Genomic DNA, 13,660 nt, shown 5'->3' with positions numbered 1-13,660 from the left:
GTCGTCTGACGCGGTCATCAGCGAGAAGGGGCGTGCCTCGCCTTCGGTGCAGTGGAAGCGCCCGAGGCGATCGCGCGTGGTCCGGGCACGGGGACCAGGCGCCGCAACTGCGTCACGTGGTCGGGGTTGAGCTCGCTAACGGAGGATACCCCCAACAACTTCATGGTGCGCACAGTCTCGCTCCTGAGAATCTCGATCGCGCGGTCGACGCCTTCGCGACCGCCAGCCATGAGCCCGTACAGGTAGGCGCGGCCCACGAGGGTGAAGTCGGCGCCAAGCGCCAGGGCCGCCACCATATCGGCTCCGGACATGATGCCGGTGTCAAGAATGATCTCGGTCTTGCCCTTGAGTTCCGCGGCCACTGTGGGCAGGAGGTGGAACGGAACCGGCGCGCGGTCGAGTTGGCGGCCGCCGTGGTTTGACAGGACGATGCCGTCGACGCCCAGATCGACAACTCGCTTGGCGTCGGCGAGCGTTTGGATTCCCTTGACGACCACCTTGCCTGGCCATTGGTCGCGAATCCACTCGAGGTCGTCGAAGTCGACGGTGGGGTCGAAGAGCGTGTCGAGCAGTTCGCCGATGGTGCCCTTCCACTCGCTCAGCGAGGCGAATGTGAGGGGCTCAGTCGTCAAGAAGTTGAACCACCACTCGGGTTTCGGAATCACGTTCAACACCGTCTTGGGCGTCAACTGAGGGGGAATTGTGAAGCCGTTGTAGTTGTCCCGCAGGCGTGCACCGGCGACGGGCACATCGACGGTGACGAGAAGAGTGTCGAAGCCCACGGCGGCCGCGCGCTCGACCAACTGCATCGACTTGTCGCGATCCTTCTGCATGTAGAGCTGGAACCAGCAACGTCCGTCGGGGTTTGCCTCACGGACTACCTCGGGAGACTCGGTGCCCAACGTCGACAGCGAGAACGGGATGCCCGCGGCGCCGGCGGCGGAGGCGCCCGCCCGCTCGCCCTCTGCCTGCATCATGCGCGTGAACCCCGTGGGTGCAATGCCAAAAGGAAGGGCGGACCTTCCGCCCAAGATCTCGACGGAAGTATCGACGCGAGAGACGTCGCGCAGGATGGCCGGATGGAACTCGATCTCACGGAATGCGCGGCGCGCGCGCCCCAATGAAAGCTCCGCCTCGGCCGCGCCGTCGGTGTAATCGAACGCCCCCTTAGGGGTGCGCCGCTTCGCGATCTCGCGAAGGTCGGCGATGGTGTGCGCCCCCGACAGGCGCCGCGCGCGGCCGTTTAGCTCGAGCTTCTTGAAGTGGATGAGCGGGGCAAGGTCCGCCGGCCGCAGGAGTTTGCGTTTCATCTTCATGCTCAATGCCCTTTCGGTTGGAACACCCGCGGATTGAACGTACGTGCGACCAGGTCGCGCAGTGACTCGAGCGAGCCTTCGGTCGCGCCCAATGCCCGACCTTGCACCAAGACATTGCCGATCGCCGTGGCCTCGATGGGCCCGGCGATGACGGGCAGGCCGGCGCGGTCCGCCGTGCGCTGGCACAGCAGCGGGTTCTGGGCGCCGCCGCCCACGATGTGGATGCGGCGTACCTCCTGGCCGCTGAGCTCGCCCGCGTTGCGTATCGCGCTTGCGAATGCCGCCGCGAGGCTTTCGACGATGCTTCTGGTGATGTGCGCGCGGCTGGTTGGCGCCCAAACGCCGTGCTCGGTGCACCACAGGGCGATCCGCCCGGACATGTCACCGGGAGCCACGAACCGGGAATCGTTCGCATCGAACACGGGGACCGCGTCTTCGACCGCTGCCGCGGCATCCAGAAGAGCGCTCAGGTTGAAGGGACCGCCATCCTCCAAAATCCAGGCGGCGACCGTCTCATTGAGCAGCCACAGACCCATGACGTTGTGCAAGAAGCGAGTGCGACCGTCGACGCCGCCCTCGTTGGTGAAGTTGGCCTCGCGCGCGGCCACTGTCAGAACGGGGCTCTCGGTCTCGACGCCGACAAGTCCCCACGTGCCGCAAGAGATGTACGCCCCACCCGGTTCGGTCATGGGCGTGGCCACGACCGCGGACGCCGTGTCGTGCGAGCCCACGGCGATGACTGGAGTGCTGGCGTGCAGGCCGGTCTGGACGGCGACGTGGGTGAGTAGCGAGCCGATGCGGTCTCCGGGCTGGACGAGACTAGGGAACAGCGTGCGTTGCAGGTGAAGTCGATCCATGAGCTCGCCGTTCCAGCCATGAGTCGTCACGTCGAGCAAGCCGGTCGTCGAGGCGTTCGTGGACTCCGCGACCTTCTCGCCTGTGAGGTACCAGGCCATGAGATCGGGCACGAGAAGGACACGGTCCGCAACGTCGAGCATGCCCGTATCGCGTTCAACGGCCAACTGGTACAGGGTGTTAAACGGCAGGAATTGGAGGCCGTTGTGTGAGTACAAGTCGGCGAAGGGCACCTGAGCGTGCACCGTCTCCACGCCGCGTGCGGTCCGCTCGTCGCGATAGTGGAAAGGTTGGCCGAGCACGCGATCGCCACGGAGTAGCGCGTAGTCCACCGCCCACGAATCGATTCCGATCGACGCGATGGATGCGCGTGTCGCTGCCTCGCGCAGCCCGGCGAGGACGTCTGAGTACAACTGCTGAATGTTCCAGTGCAGACCGTCGGGGGTCGCCACTGGTCCGTTGGCGAATCGTGCCGCCTCTTGGAGACTGAGGATGCCGTCGCCAACGCGGCCGACCATGACGCGACCGGAGGTCGCTCCCAGGTCGACAGCTGCGACGGTGACGACACTCATCTGAGGAAGGCCGCCGCGACGCCCGCGTCGACGGGAAGGTGCAGGCCCGTGGTGTGGGTCATGTCGGGACCGGTGATGACGGCCACCGCGTTGGCGACGTGCTCGGGGAGCACCTCGCGCTTCAGGATGGTGCGCTGCGCGTAGAACTCGCCCAACTTGTCTTCCTCGATTCCGTAGGTCTTGGCGCGGTTGGCCCCCCAACCGCCCGCGAAGATGCCGGAGCCGCGCACCACGCCGTCGGGGTTGATGCCGTTCACCTTGATGCCGAACTCGCCGAGCTCCACGGCGAGCAGCCTCACCTGGTGCGCCTGGTCCGCCTTGGTGGCCGAATAGGCGATGTTGTTGGGGCCCGCGAAGACCGAGTTCTTGGACGCGATGTAGACGACGTCGCCGCCCATCTCCTGCGCGATCATCACCCTCGCGGCGGCCTGGGACACGAGGAAGGACCCCTTGGCCATCACCGCGTGCTGCAGGTCCCAGTCGGCCTCGGTGGTCTCCAGGAGCGGTTTGGAGAGGGACAGGCCCGCATTGTTGACGATGAGGTCCACGCCTCCGAAGGCGAGCACCGCCTCGTCCATCGCGGCGCGCACGGCGGCGGGGTCGGAGACGTTCGCGGCGACACCAATCGCCACGTCGGTGCTGCCCAGTTCGGCCGCGGCGGCCTGCGCCTTCTCGAGATCGAGGTCCGCGATGACCACGCAAGCGCCCTCCGCAGCCAGGCGGGTGGCGATTGCCTTGCCGATGCCCGAGGCGGCCCCCGTCACGAATGCCACCCGGGTGGCGTGGGACTTGGGGCGGGGCATGCGCTGGAGTTTGGCCTCCTCGAGTGCCCAGTACTCGATGCGGAACTTCTCGGCATCGGAGATGGGGGAGTAGGTCGACAGCGACTCGGCGCCGCGCATGACGTTGATGGCGTTGATGTAGAACTCGGCCGCGACCCTGGCCGTCTGCTTGTTGGCGCCAAAGCTGAACATGCCGACGCCGGGGACGAGGACGATGGCGGGGTCCGCGCCGCGGATCGCGGGGGACTCGGCGGTGGCGTGAGCATCGTAATAGGCCTGGTAATCATCGCGATATGCCTCGTGCAGCTCCTTGAGGCGCGCAATGCAGTCCTCGACAAACGCATCGGCAGGCAGACCGAGCACCATGGGCCTGACCTTGGTGCGCAAGAAGTGGTCGGGGCAGCTCGTACCGAGAGCGGCGAGGCGCGCGTGCGCCTCGTGAGACAGGAAGTCCAGCACGACGTCGGCGTCGGTGAAGTGGCCCACCATCGGCCTGTCGTGCGAGGCAAGCCCGCGGATCACGGGTGCAAGGGCGGCCGCCTTGGCGCGACGCTCAGCGACTGGGAGTGGGCCGTAACCGGCCAGCTCTGGCCCGAAGGGGTCGGCCTTGCCGTGCTGCGTGATGTACTCGGCGGCAGTGTCGATGATCTCGAGAGAGCGCGCCTCGCACTCGTCGGAGGTGTCGCCCCAGGCCGTGATGCCGTGGCCGCCGAGGATGCAACCGATCGTCTGCGGGTTTGCCTCCTTGATGGCCGCGATGTCGAGTCCGAGTTCGAAGCCTGGGCGACGCCACGGCACCCATGCGACGCGATCACCGAAGATGGCGCGCGTCAGGGCCTCGCCGTCGGCGGAGGCGGCGATGGCGATTCCGGAGTCGGGGTGGAGGTGGTCGATGTGCGCGGCATCGACCAGGCCGTGCATGGCCGTGTCGATCGACGGCGTGGCGCCGCCGATCCCGTGGCGGCAGTAGTCGAAGGCCGGGACCATCTCGTCTTCGCGGTCGACGCCGGGGTAGACGTTCACGAGCGCGCGCAGCCGGTCGAGGCGCAGGGTGGCGAGGCCATCGGTACCGAGCGTGCCCAGGTCTCCGCCCGAGCCCTTGACCCACATGAGATCGATGCTTTCGCCAGTGACGGGGTCAGTCGCGGTGCCCTTGGCGGACGTGTTGCCGCCCGCGAAGTTGGTGTTCTTCGGGTCGGAGCCGAGACGATTCGATCGGGCGATGAGTTCGGAGGCGGTGACGGGCACGGAGCCAATCCCTGAAGGCATGGTTCAGGCGCCCCAGCCGGCCTGTGTGCCGCCGACGCGGTCGGCCGCAATCTTCTGCTGGTAGCCCGAGGCGGCATAGGCGGCGATCGGGTCTGCGGGGAGTCCGCGCTCTTGGCGCCACGTCGCGAGATCTGGGCGCACATCCGTGTAGAAGGCGTCCATCATGGTGCCGTTGGCCGTGAGCACGTCGCCCGCAGCCTGGGCCGCGTCGAGCGACGGCAGGTCGATTAGCAATGCGCGCGCCGTCATCTCCTGGACGTTGAGAACCGAGCGGATCTGGCCAGGAATCTTGTCCTCAATGTTGTGACACTGGTCGAGCATGAACGCGGTGTCGCCTTCCTCCCCGTAGCCGCCGCCCCTGATCACCTCGACGATGATGCGGAACAGCTGGAACGGATCCGCCGCGCCCACGATGAGGTCGTCGTCGGCATAGAAGCGCGAGTTGAAATCGAAGGAGCCAAGCTTTCCCAGTCGCAGCAACTGCATGACGATGAATTCAATGTTGGTGCTCGGCGCGTGGTGGCCTGTATCGAGACAGACGACGGCGCGCTCGCCCAAGGCGGACACCTGTGCGTAACTGGTGCCCCAGTCGGGAATGTCCATGTGATAGAACGCCGGCTCGAAGATCTTGTATTCGAGGACAAGGCGCTGCTCGTCGCCGATGCGCGCGTAAATCTCCTCAAGAGATGCGGCGATGCGATCCTGGCGTCCTCGCATGTCGTCTTGACCGGGGTAATTGGTGCCGTCCGCGAGCCAGATCTTCAGGTCGCGTGAGCCGGTCATGTCCATGATGTCAATGCACTCGAGATGGTGATCGATCGCCTTGCGGCGGATGGTGGGGTCGCGGTGTGCGAGAGAGCCCAACTTGTAGTCGTCGTCCTGGAACGTGTTGGAGTTGACGGTGCCTAGAGCAACGCCGTGGTCCTCTGCGTGCTCGCGAAGTGCCGCGTAGTCGTCGACCTTGTCCCAAGGGATGTGAAGCGCCACGGTGGGGGACAGTCCCGTGTGCTTGTGAACCTGGGCGGCATCCGCGATCTTCTCGAACGGGTCGCGTGGCACGCCAGGCTGCGTGAACACCTTGAACCGGGTGCCGGAGTTGCCGAAGGCCCACGACGGCAATTCGATGGCCTGCTCTTCGAGGCGGGACGCGGTCTGGGACGTGAAGGCCATGCGGGCTCTCCTTTGAGGCGTGCAGGCGTCAAGCATGCCGGTTCGACAAATGAATCGTTTCAGATTCTAGGACGGCAGTGCTTGGCCGTCAAGCCAAAGGGGGTAGTCGATCGCAACTGGTCGCCTGCGGGAATCAGTCGTCGAGCGCGCCCAGTTGGTCCTCAAGGTGGAAAACCTCGGTCAGTTGCGGCATGCCTTGGTCGGCGCGCGCACCGCGGAGGTCAACGAAGAACCTGGCAGACTCCGCCTCCCAGGCCACGGTGCGCGGGTCCTCTGCCAATCGCCGCGCGGCCTCGGCGTCGTCGTCCGTCTCGTAGTAGCCCACGAGGGTGCCGTCGGTTGCGAGAAAGATCGAGTAGTTGCGGCGGCCGGCGTCGCGAATGGCCTCCAGCATGGTGGGCCAAACTGCGCGATGGCGCTCCACGTACTCGCCCATGAGCTCGGGGCGCACGCGCAACATGAAGCAAACTCGCGTCATGGTTCTCATCCTTTCAGCCTAGTTAGGCTAACGTGCAGAAAACGAGGGTGCGCGTCGGACCACGGCGTCGCCCGGAGTGTGAAGGTGAGCGAGCGTCATGACCGTGAGTGTGCGCGATGTCGCGCTGCACGCAGGTGTGTCGGTGGGCACCGTGTCGAACGTGTTGAACCGCCCCGACAGCGTGCGGCCGGCGACCTTCGCCCGGGTCTCGGCCGTGATCGCCGAGCTTGGCTTTGTGCCCAACGCCGCGGCTCGACAACTTCGCGCGGGCAAGTCCACCTCGATCGCGCTGATCGTGCTCGACATCGGCAACCCGTTCTTCACGGACGTCGCACTTGGCGTGGAAAGCCGCGCCGCTCTCGAGGGCATGAGCGTGATGCTGGCCAACAGTGGTGACAACCAGGAGCGCGAAAACCAACAGCTCGATCTATTCGAACGGCAACGCGTCGCGGGAGTGTTGGTGGTTCCGGTCGGGGATGCCGAAACCCGACTTCGCAGGTTGCGCGAACGCGGAATTCCCGTGGTGTTGGTCGACCGTCGATCCGGCGAGGGGTCGCTGCCCTCCGTTGCCGTGGATGACGTCGCGGGAGGCAAGATGGCGGCGAGGCACCTCCTTGACACGGGTCGCCGTCGGCTTGTGTGTGTGGGAGGTTTGCCGACGATCCGTCAGATCGTTGACCGCCGCGCGGGAGCCGCCCAGGCGGTTTCCGAGGTCCCGGGAGCCACGCTGGACATCTTCCCCAGCAACGATCTGACGCTTGACGCGGGCATGCGCATGGGTGAGGACCTGCGCGAACGGGTTGCGCGCGGCGAGATAGACGGCATTCTCGCCGCCAACGATTTGGTGGCCATTGGGATTCAACAGGCGTTGATGGCGGGGGCGACTCCTGTGCGTATTCCCGACGACGTGGGTCTCGTGGGTTACGACGACATCCAGTTCGCCGCCGCGTCCGTGGTGCCCATCACCTCGGTGCGCCAGCCGCGCGAACAGATCGGTGCCACCGCCGTCGAACTGCTTCTTGCCGAGCGCGGTCGTGCGAGCACCGAGCCGCCGCGGCACGTGGTCTTCACCCCGGAGCTTGTGGTGCGCGCGTCGACTGCGGCCGCCACGCTTCGTCCCTAGTAGGCGAGGATCAGGGACGCCATCGGAACGCTTCCGTTGACCTCTCCGTTGCCTGAGTGGGCGGTTTCCGCCCGCGATGGACAATCGAAAGGGATCAACGCCCATGAACGAGTCCAGCAAGGAATCACAAGAGGACCAGAAAGTGCACGAGGGAACCCAGGCGCTCGTCGACATCGCCAACGAGGTCGGGACGGAGCGCGCAAAGTACGGGCACACCGAGTTCGAGGCGATTGACGAGTCCGTAGGCAGGGCCATGTCAGACGAGGCCGCGTTCTCAGAGGACGACCCGGACGGCGCCGCCGACACGAGGGAAGACCACGGGCCCGGCGTAGGTGGCGGTGAGGGCAGCATCGACAGCCTGGTACAGGGCGTGCTGGATGTCGCGCCAAATTGGATAATGAAGTCCGACTAACGGGGCCCGGTCGCTCGGCGCCGCGACGTCAGCCCACGCGGGCCCAGGTCGTGAGCGCTGACACGGCTTCGAAAATATCGCCGATGACCCGGTCATAGGTCCCGGGGTCGCGCGCCCACGGGTCGTCGAGGCTACGCAGAGGTGCGGGCTCTCGGCGTTGCTCCGCGAGCAAAGCGGCCGCGGCGCCACGCAAGTGCTCGGCCGCAGTGTCCCCGCCGGGGGCATCGGCCCTCAACGCGAGCGCGGCAGCCTGCTTGAGCCCGAATACGTGATCCGGTAATCCGCCCATCTCGCTGGAAATCCAACGCGCATGCGCCTCGGTCGCCACCAGGACCAGGTCGGCGCGCGACACGAACGCGGCCGTCAGCTGCATCGGCCGATGCCTGGGAATCGCCAGGCCCCGATCGGCGGCGGAGCGGCGGATATCCGGCGTCGCGTCCATGCCGGTCTCCGCGTGGGTTCCCGCCGACGAGACCTCGGCGGCGCCCGCCCAGTCGCGAGCGGCGAGGTAATGCATCGCGGGAGAGCGGCAGATGTTTCCGGTGCAGACCATGAGGACGCGGGCGAGATCGGACACGGCACGACTCTATGGCGTGGGAGCGGGGCGTGGGTCGCGCGCGAGCGTGGCTCGGCAAGGCATGCTCGTCTTATGAACACCGTCACCGCAGCCCTGGTGGGTGGCCCCACCATCGTCCTCCGCTACGCGGGATTGACCATCGTCACCGACCCGACGTTCGATCCGCCCGGCCCCAACAGCTACCTGGTCAAGACCGAGGGCCCCGCGATCGACGCCGACGCGCTGCCGCCCATCGACCTGGCGCTCGTGTCTCACGACCACCACCCCGACAACCTCGACACATCGGGCGAGCAGGTGGCGCGCGGCGCGACCCTCGCCCTGACCACCGAGGCCGGCGCGGAGCGTAAGGCGGGCTTCAAGGGCATGGCGCCCGGCGACGTCGTGACGATCGATGGGCCGACGCCGGTGACGGTCACCGCGGTCGAGGCGTTGCACGGCCCCAAGGCGATCGCGCCGCTCGTCGGCCCCGTCATCGGCTTCATTCTGCGCGCGGAGGGTTGGCCCACCGTGTACTTCTCGGGCGACAACGCCCTGGTATCCGTCGCGAAGCGCATCGCGAAGGCTCACCCCGATGTGGCGATCGCCGTGCTGTGCATGGGTGCGGCGTCGGTGCCCACCCGCGGCCCCGTCATCCTCACGCTCAACGCCGACCGCGCGGCCAAGGTGGCTGCCCTGTGGCCCGAGGCCGCCATCGTTCCCGTGCACGTCGACGGTTGGGCACACTTCAGTCAGCGGCGTGTGGCCGCGCTCGCGGGCCTTTCGGCATACGGGCTCGGAAGCCGAGTGATCGACCTGCCACGGGGTATTGAGACGGCACTGAACTAGGCGGGTTCGTCTGCGATGCGCTCGTCCGCGATCGTCTCGACCGTGGGACGCTGGCCGCGCACGCCGTAGAGCTCGCCCTCGAAGCGTTTGATGGTCGCCACCAGCACAAAGCTGAGCGACACCAGCAGCGACCAGGAGCCGAACTTGCCCACGTGGACCGCCTCCCAGATCTCGCGCTGGTTGGGGTATTCCCAGGCGCCCATGAACGTGGCGGCATTTTCGGCGATCCATAGCCCAAAGCCGATGGCGACAAATGACACGGCGAGCGGCATGAAGTAGCGGTGAGTGCCGACCGTGAAGTGGACCATCGTGCGGCGCATCTCGATGACGAACAGCACCGCGATGAGCCAACGCAGATCCCAGATCCAGTGGTGGGTGAAGAAGTTGAGGTACGCAGCGACGGCCAGGATCGTCATCGGCAGGGGGCGAAAGTGCGTGACCCGTAGCTCCATGCGCCTCCACGCCTGCACGATGTACGAGCCCACGGCGGCGTACATGAATCCCGCGTACAGCGGCACGCCCGCGACCTTCGTGTACGCGTCCTCTGGATAGTCCCACGACCCTGCGTGCACCTTGAAGAACTCCATCGTCACGCCAAGGATGTGGAAGGCGCAGATGACGGCCACCTCCCGGCCGGACTCCCAACCCGCCCACCACAGCCCAAGGGTGAGCGCGATGCCGATGATGAGAAGCGCGTCGTATCTGGGGATGGGCAGCGAGACGACGCTGGTGATGGCGATCGCGGCAAAGACGACCAGGGCGAACACGAGGGACTGGAGCTGGAGCCATAGGAACCGGATGGCGAAGGCGGAGATCCGGGGCAGGGTCCAGCGCTCGCGCGCAAAAACCCGGCGATCCGACACTCGGCCATTGTGGCCGCATCGGGCTGTGGGCGGGCTGGGCGGCGCGCCCGCTAGAGTTGTGCGCGTGTCTGATACCCCCGTGAAGATCGCCCTGTTCGGCCCAGGAACCGTCGGTTCTCAGGTGGCCCGGCTGCTCACGGAGCAGTCCGCGGACCTTGCCAGCCGTGTAGGCGCCCCGCTCGAAGTCGTTGGCGTCTACGTACGCGACATCGGCAAGGATCGCGTGGGTCTAGACCCCGCACTGCTCACGGACGACGCCGACGCGTTGATCGCGAAGGCGGACGTCGTGGTGGAACTCATGGGCGGCATCGAGCCTGCCAAGTCGATCATCCTCAAGGCGATCGCCGCGGGCGCCGGAGTCGTCACCGCCAACAAGGCCCTGCTCGCCGCCCATGGCCCCGAGCTCTATGAGGCCGCCGACGCCGCCAATGTCGACCTCTACTTCGAGGCCGCGGTCGCGGGCGCCATCCCGATCATCCGGCCGGTGCGCGAGTCTCTCGCGGGCGACCATGTGCGCCGCATTCTCGGCATCGTCAACGGCACTACCAACTACGTGCTCGACGAGATGACCGCGCGGGGCCTCGACTACGAAGTCGCCGTCAAGCAGGCCCAGGACCTGGGCTACGCCGAGGCGGACCCCTCCGCCGATGTCGACGGTTTCGACGCCGCCGCCAAGGCCGCGATCCTCGCCAGCCTCGCGTTCCACCAGCGCGTGCCGCTGGGCGACGTGTACCGCGAGGGCATCTCCGCCATCACCGCCGCCGACGTCGCCGCGGCTACCGATTCCGGTCACGTCATCAAACTGCTCGCGATCGCGGAACGCACGGGGGAGGGTGGTGACGGTGGCGTTTCTGTGCGCGTGCACCCCGCGCTCGTCCCTCTGTCGCACCCGCTTGCGAGCGTTCACGGCGCCTATAACGCCGTCTTTGTCGAGGCCGAGGCTGCAGGCGACCTGATGTTCTACGGCCAAGGAGCGGGAGGAACGCCCACCGCGTCGGCCGTTCTTGGTGATGTCGTGTCAGTGGCCCGCCACATCGCTCGAGGCGGTAGGGGGCCGCGCGAGTCGCACTACGGTGACCTTCCCGTATTGCCCATCTCCGCATCGTCGTCGCGCTTCCAGCTGCGAATGACCGTTCCCGATCGGCCCGGAGTACTCGCGGCCATCGCGGCCATGCTGGCCCAGAGCGGCGTGTCGATCGAGACCGTAAGGCAACAAGCGGGAGGGGTGGGAACCGGACTGGCCACCCTGGCGATCGCGACGCATCGGGCACCCGAAAGCGACGTGACTGCGGTGCTTGATGCGCTGCGCTCCTCGGACGCCGTGACCGAGATCCGATCCGTGCTTAGAATCGAAGGAGAGTAGTCGTGGCTCACGTGTGGCGAGGGATCATCAATGAATACCTGGACCTCCTGCCGTTTGACGCGGCCGACCGCATCGTGACGCTCGGCGAGGGAGGCACTCCGTTGATCTACGCGGAGAAGATCTCCTCCGAGGTGGGCGCCGAGGTCTTCGTCAAGTTTGAGGGCATGAACCCCACCGGCTCCTTCAAGGACCGCGGCATGACATCGGCGATCACCCAAGTGGTCAAGGACGGGGACCACACGGTGGTGTGCGCCTCCACGGGAAACACCTCCGCCTCGGCCGCCGCGTACGCCGCCCACGCGGGGCTGCGCTGCGTCGTGATGATCCCTCAGGGCAAGATCGCGGCTGGCAAGATGGCGCAGGCCATCGTCCACGGCGCCGACCTCGTGCAGGTGGACGGCAACTTCGACGAGTGCCTCGACATCGTGCGCGAGCTCAGCGAGAACTACCCGATCGCGCTGGTCAACTCCGTGAACCCATACCGGCTCCAGGGCCAGAAGACCGCGGCCTTTGAGATCGTCGACCAGCTGGGCGACGCCCCCGATATTCACATGCTTCCCGTCGGGAATGCCGGCAACATCTCCGCGTACTGGATGGGCTTCAAGGAGTACGCCGACGCCGGGGTTTCGACGCGCCGTCCCAAGATTTGGGGAGTGCAGGCCGCCGGGGCCGCGCCATTCGTCGTGGGCCACCCCATCAAGGACCCCGAGACGGTCGCCACCGCCATCCGCATCGGCAAGCCGGCGTCGTGGGATCTCGCCATCGCGGCCCGCGATGAGTCCGGTGGCTGGATCCGGGCCGTGACAGACGAGGCGATCCTGTCCGCCCAGGCCCGGCTCGCCGCCGAGGTGGGAGTGTTTGTGGAGCCGGCATCGGCCGCACCCATCGCCGGTTTGCTCGCCGCCGCCGCCGCGGGCGAGGTGCCGCGCGGGGCCACCATCACGTGCACCGTGACCGGAAACGGGCTGAAGGACACCGCGACCGCGCTCGCGGGCCGCGAGGTCAACCCCGCCGTGATCCCCGTTGACGTCGACGCGGCCGCTGCCGTGTTGGGGTTGTAGGGCGCGCCATGCGTTACGCCACCGACCACGTCACCGTCACCGTTCCCGCGACCGCAGGCAACCTTGGCCCCGGCTTCGATTCGCTGGGCATGGCCATGGGCGTCACCGATGAGGTCGAGGTCTGGGCGCTCGGTTCGCCGCGCGTCGAGATCGAAATCGAGGGCGAGGGGGCGGAAACCCTTCCGCGCGACGAGACTCACCTGATCGTCCGCGCGATCCGCGCAGCGTCCGACGCGGTGGGCGTACCGCACACGGGCCTGCGCATCGTGGCCCGCAATTCCATCCCGCATGGGAAGGGGCTCGGCTCCTCGGCCGCAGCGGTGGTGGCGGGAATCGCGGCCGTCCGCGGGCTGCTCGCCGAGCCTGAGGTTCTCGACAACGAGGCGATGCTGCGCCTCGCCACCGAGTTCGAGGGTCACCCCGACAATGCCGCCCCGGCGATTTGGGGCGGGGCGACGGTGGCATGGCTCGACCATGAGGGCGCGCATGCGGTGCCGCTCGACGTGGCGCAGGGCATCGAAACCGCGGTGCTGATTCCACGCGCCGTCCTACCCACCAAAGAGGCGCGCGCGGTCCTGCCCGAGAAGGTGCCTCACCACGATGCCGCGTTCAACGTGGGACGCGCCGCGCTCCTGGTAGCCGCCCTTTCGGGCCACCCCGAGCGCCTGTGGGCGGCGACCGAGGATCGACTCCACCAGGGTTACCGCGCGTCCGTCATGCCGTCAGCAGCGGCGATGATCGAGTACCTGCGTGAGCGCGGTCTGCCCGCAGTGGTGTCTGGCGCGGGGCCGTCCGTGCTGGTGATTGGTACGGCTCTCGCCGCCGGAGGTCTGGTGACGGGAACGCCGGGGTGGGCCGAGGGCATCGGCGGGGACTCGTGGAGCTGCGTGCACACGGCGGGCTCCGTGCCTGGAGTCTCGGTCGCGCGTTAGAGCGTTGCCAGCCGGTCCGCGTCCCGCTCCAGCCGATTTTGGCTGCCCGGGAGCTTGATCCC

Annotated in this window: 13 protein-coding genes; 6 read left to right on the top strand and 7 right to left on the bottom strand. The window is 67.1% G+C overall.

From position 1 onward, the window contains the following. Nucleotides 1-17: 17 nt before the first annotated feature. The 5 genes from BKA03_RS11505 to BKA03_RS11485 form a co-directional block, all read right to left on the bottom strand. Complete coding sequence (locus BKA03_RS11505) at nucleotides 18-1,310, bottom strand: alpha-hydroxy acid oxidase (RefSeq protein WP_062074402.1); 1,293 nt, start codon at nucleotides 1,308-1,310, stop codon at nucleotides 18-20. Between the two features lie 8 nt (nucleotides 1,311-1,318). Next, complete coding sequence (locus BKA03_RS11500; RefSeq protein ID WP_062074072.1) at nucleotides 1,319-2,743, bottom strand: rhamnulokinase; 1,425 nt, start codon at nucleotides 2,741-2,743, stop codon at nucleotides 1,319-1,321. Then, nucleotides 2,740-4,773: a bifunctional aldolase/short-chain dehydrogenase gene (locus BKA03_RS11495; protein ID WP_373366733.1), complete on the bottom strand. Its 2,034-nt coding sequence runs from the start codon at nucleotides 4,771-4,773 to the stop codon at nucleotides 2,740-2,742. The genes BKA03_RS11500 and BKA03_RS11495 overlap by 4 nt, the downstream gene beginning before the upstream one ends. A gap of 24 nt (nucleotides 4,774-4,797) precedes the next feature. Then, the gene (gene rhaI, locus BKA03_RS11490; RefSeq protein WP_062074070.1) at nucleotides 4,798-5,964 is read right to left on the bottom strand and encodes an L-rhamnose isomerase; all 1,167 of its coding nucleotides are present in this window, start codon (nucleotides 5,962-5,964) and stop codon (nucleotides 4,798-4,800) included. A gap of 133 nt (nucleotides 5,965-6,097) precedes the next feature. Continuing rightward, entirely contained in the window at nucleotides 6,098-6,451 is a 354-nt protein-coding gene (locus BKA03_RS11485; RefSeq protein WP_306457107.1) for an L-rhamnose mutarotase, read from the bottom strand. A gap of 88 nt (nucleotides 6,452-6,539) precedes the next feature. Between BKA03_RS11485 and BKA03_RS11480 the strand changes: the two genes are divergently transcribed. Together BKA03_RS11480 and BKA03_RS11475 are read left to right on the top strand one after the other, a co-directional pair. Further along, entirely contained in the window at nucleotides 6,540-7,565 is a 1,026-nt protein-coding gene (locus BKA03_RS11480; protein WP_062074068.1) for a LacI family DNA-binding transcriptional regulator, read from the top strand. A 103-nt stretch (nucleotides 7,566-7,668) separates the two neighbouring features. Then, on the top strand, nucleotides 7,669-7,977 hold the full coding sequence (locus BKA03_RS11475) for a hypothetical protein (protein ID WP_062074067.1): 309 nt from the start codon (nucleotides 7,669-7,671) through the stop codon (nucleotides 7,975-7,977). 28 nt (nucleotides 7,978-8,005) lie between these two features. Here BKA03_RS11475 and BKA03_RS11470 read toward each other — a convergent pair whose 3' ends face one another. Next, nucleotides 8,006-8,554: an arsenate reductase/protein-tyrosine-phosphatase family protein gene (locus BKA03_RS11470; protein WP_062074066.1), complete on the bottom strand. Its 549-nt coding sequence runs from the start codon at nucleotides 8,552-8,554 to the stop codon at nucleotides 8,006-8,008. Nucleotides 8,555-8,626: 72 nt separating this feature from the next. Between BKA03_RS11470 and BKA03_RS11465 the strand changes: the two genes are divergently transcribed. Then, on the top strand, nucleotides 8,627-9,379 hold the full coding sequence (locus tag BKA03_RS11465; RefSeq protein ID WP_062074065.1) for an MBL fold metallo-hydrolase: 753 nt from the start codon (nucleotides 8,627-8,629) through the stop codon (nucleotides 9,377-9,379). Here the strand turns inward: BKA03_RS11465 and BKA03_RS11460 are convergent. Then, nucleotides 9,376-10,242, bottom strand: a complete 867-nt coding sequence (locus BKA03_RS11460) for a DUF817 domain-containing protein (RefSeq protein ID WP_238579354.1) — start codon at nucleotides 10,240-10,242, stop codon at nucleotides 9,376-9,378. The two genes, BKA03_RS11465 and BKA03_RS11460, sit on opposite strands and share 4 nt — an antisense overlap. A gap of 64 nt (nucleotides 10,243-10,306) precedes the next feature. Here BKA03_RS11460 and BKA03_RS11455 point away from each other — a divergent pair, with 64 nt between their 5' ends. Genes BKA03_RS11455 through thrB form a run of 3 tightly spaced genes read left to right on the top strand, consistent with a single transcriptional unit; the run spans nucleotide 10,307 to nucleotide 13,598 of the window. After that, entirely contained in the window at nucleotides 10,307-11,605 is a 1,299-nt protein-coding gene (locus BKA03_RS11455; protein WP_062074064.1) for a homoserine dehydrogenase, read from the top strand. Between the two features lie 2 nt (nucleotides 11,606-11,607). After that, nucleotides 11,608-12,666, top strand: coding sequence for a threonine synthase (gene thrC, locus BKA03_RS11450; RefSeq protein WP_062074063.1), 1,059 nt, complete (start codon nucleotides 11,608-11,610; stop codon nucleotides 12,664-12,666). Between the two features lie 8 nt (nucleotides 12,667-12,674). Next, nucleotides 12,675-13,598: a homoserine kinase gene (gene thrB, locus BKA03_RS11445; protein ID WP_062074062.1), complete on the top strand. Its 924-nt coding sequence runs from the start codon at nucleotides 12,675-12,677 to the stop codon at nucleotides 13,596-13,598. Nucleotides 13,599-13,660: the final 62 nt, after the last annotated feature.

The sequence above is a fragment of the Demequina lutea genome, assembly GCF_013409005.1.
Lineage (GTDB): Bacteria > Actinomycetota > Actinomycetes > Actinomycetales > Demequinaceae > Demequina > Demequina lutea.
The sequence above is the reverse complement of the archived record's forward strand: the minus strand, read 5'-3'. Positions and strand labels throughout refer to the sequence as shown.

What these genes read in the sequence shown, in the direction of transcription:
- BKA03_RS11485 (WP_306457107.1), bottom strand. Translation starts at nt 6,451, where the DNA reads ATGAGAACCATGACGCGAGTTTGCTTCATGTTGCGCGTGCGCCCCGAG.
- BKA03_RS11505 (WP_062074402.1), bottom strand. Translation starts at nt 1,310, where the DNA reads ATGAAACGCAAACTCCTGCGGCCGGCGGACCTTGCCCCGCTCATCCAC.
- rhaI (WP_062074070.1), bottom strand. Translation starts at nt 5,964, where the DNA reads ATGGCCTTCACGTCCCAGACCGCGTCCCGCCTCGAAGAGCAGGCCATC.
- BKA03_RS11475 (WP_062074067.1), top strand. Translation starts at nt 7,669, where the DNA reads ATGAACGAGTCCAGCAAGGAATCACAAGAGGACCAGAAAGTGCACGAG.
- BKA03_RS11465 (WP_062074065.1), top strand. Translation starts at nt 8,627, where the DNA reads ATGAACACCGTCACCGCAGCCCTGGTGGGTGGCCCCACCATCGTCCTC.
- BKA03_RS11500 (WP_062074072.1), bottom strand. Translation starts at nt 2,743, where the DNA reads ATGAGTGTCGTCACCGTCGCAGCTGTCGACCTGGGAGCGACCTCCGGT.
- thrB (WP_062074062.1), top strand. Translation starts at nt 12,675, where the DNA reads ATGCGTTACGCCACCGACCACGTCACCGTCACCGTTCCCGCGACCGCA.
- BKA03_RS11480 (WP_062074068.1), top strand. Translation starts at nt 6,540, where the DNA reads ATGACCGTGAGTGTGCGCGATGTCGCGCTGCACGCAGGTGTGTCGGTG.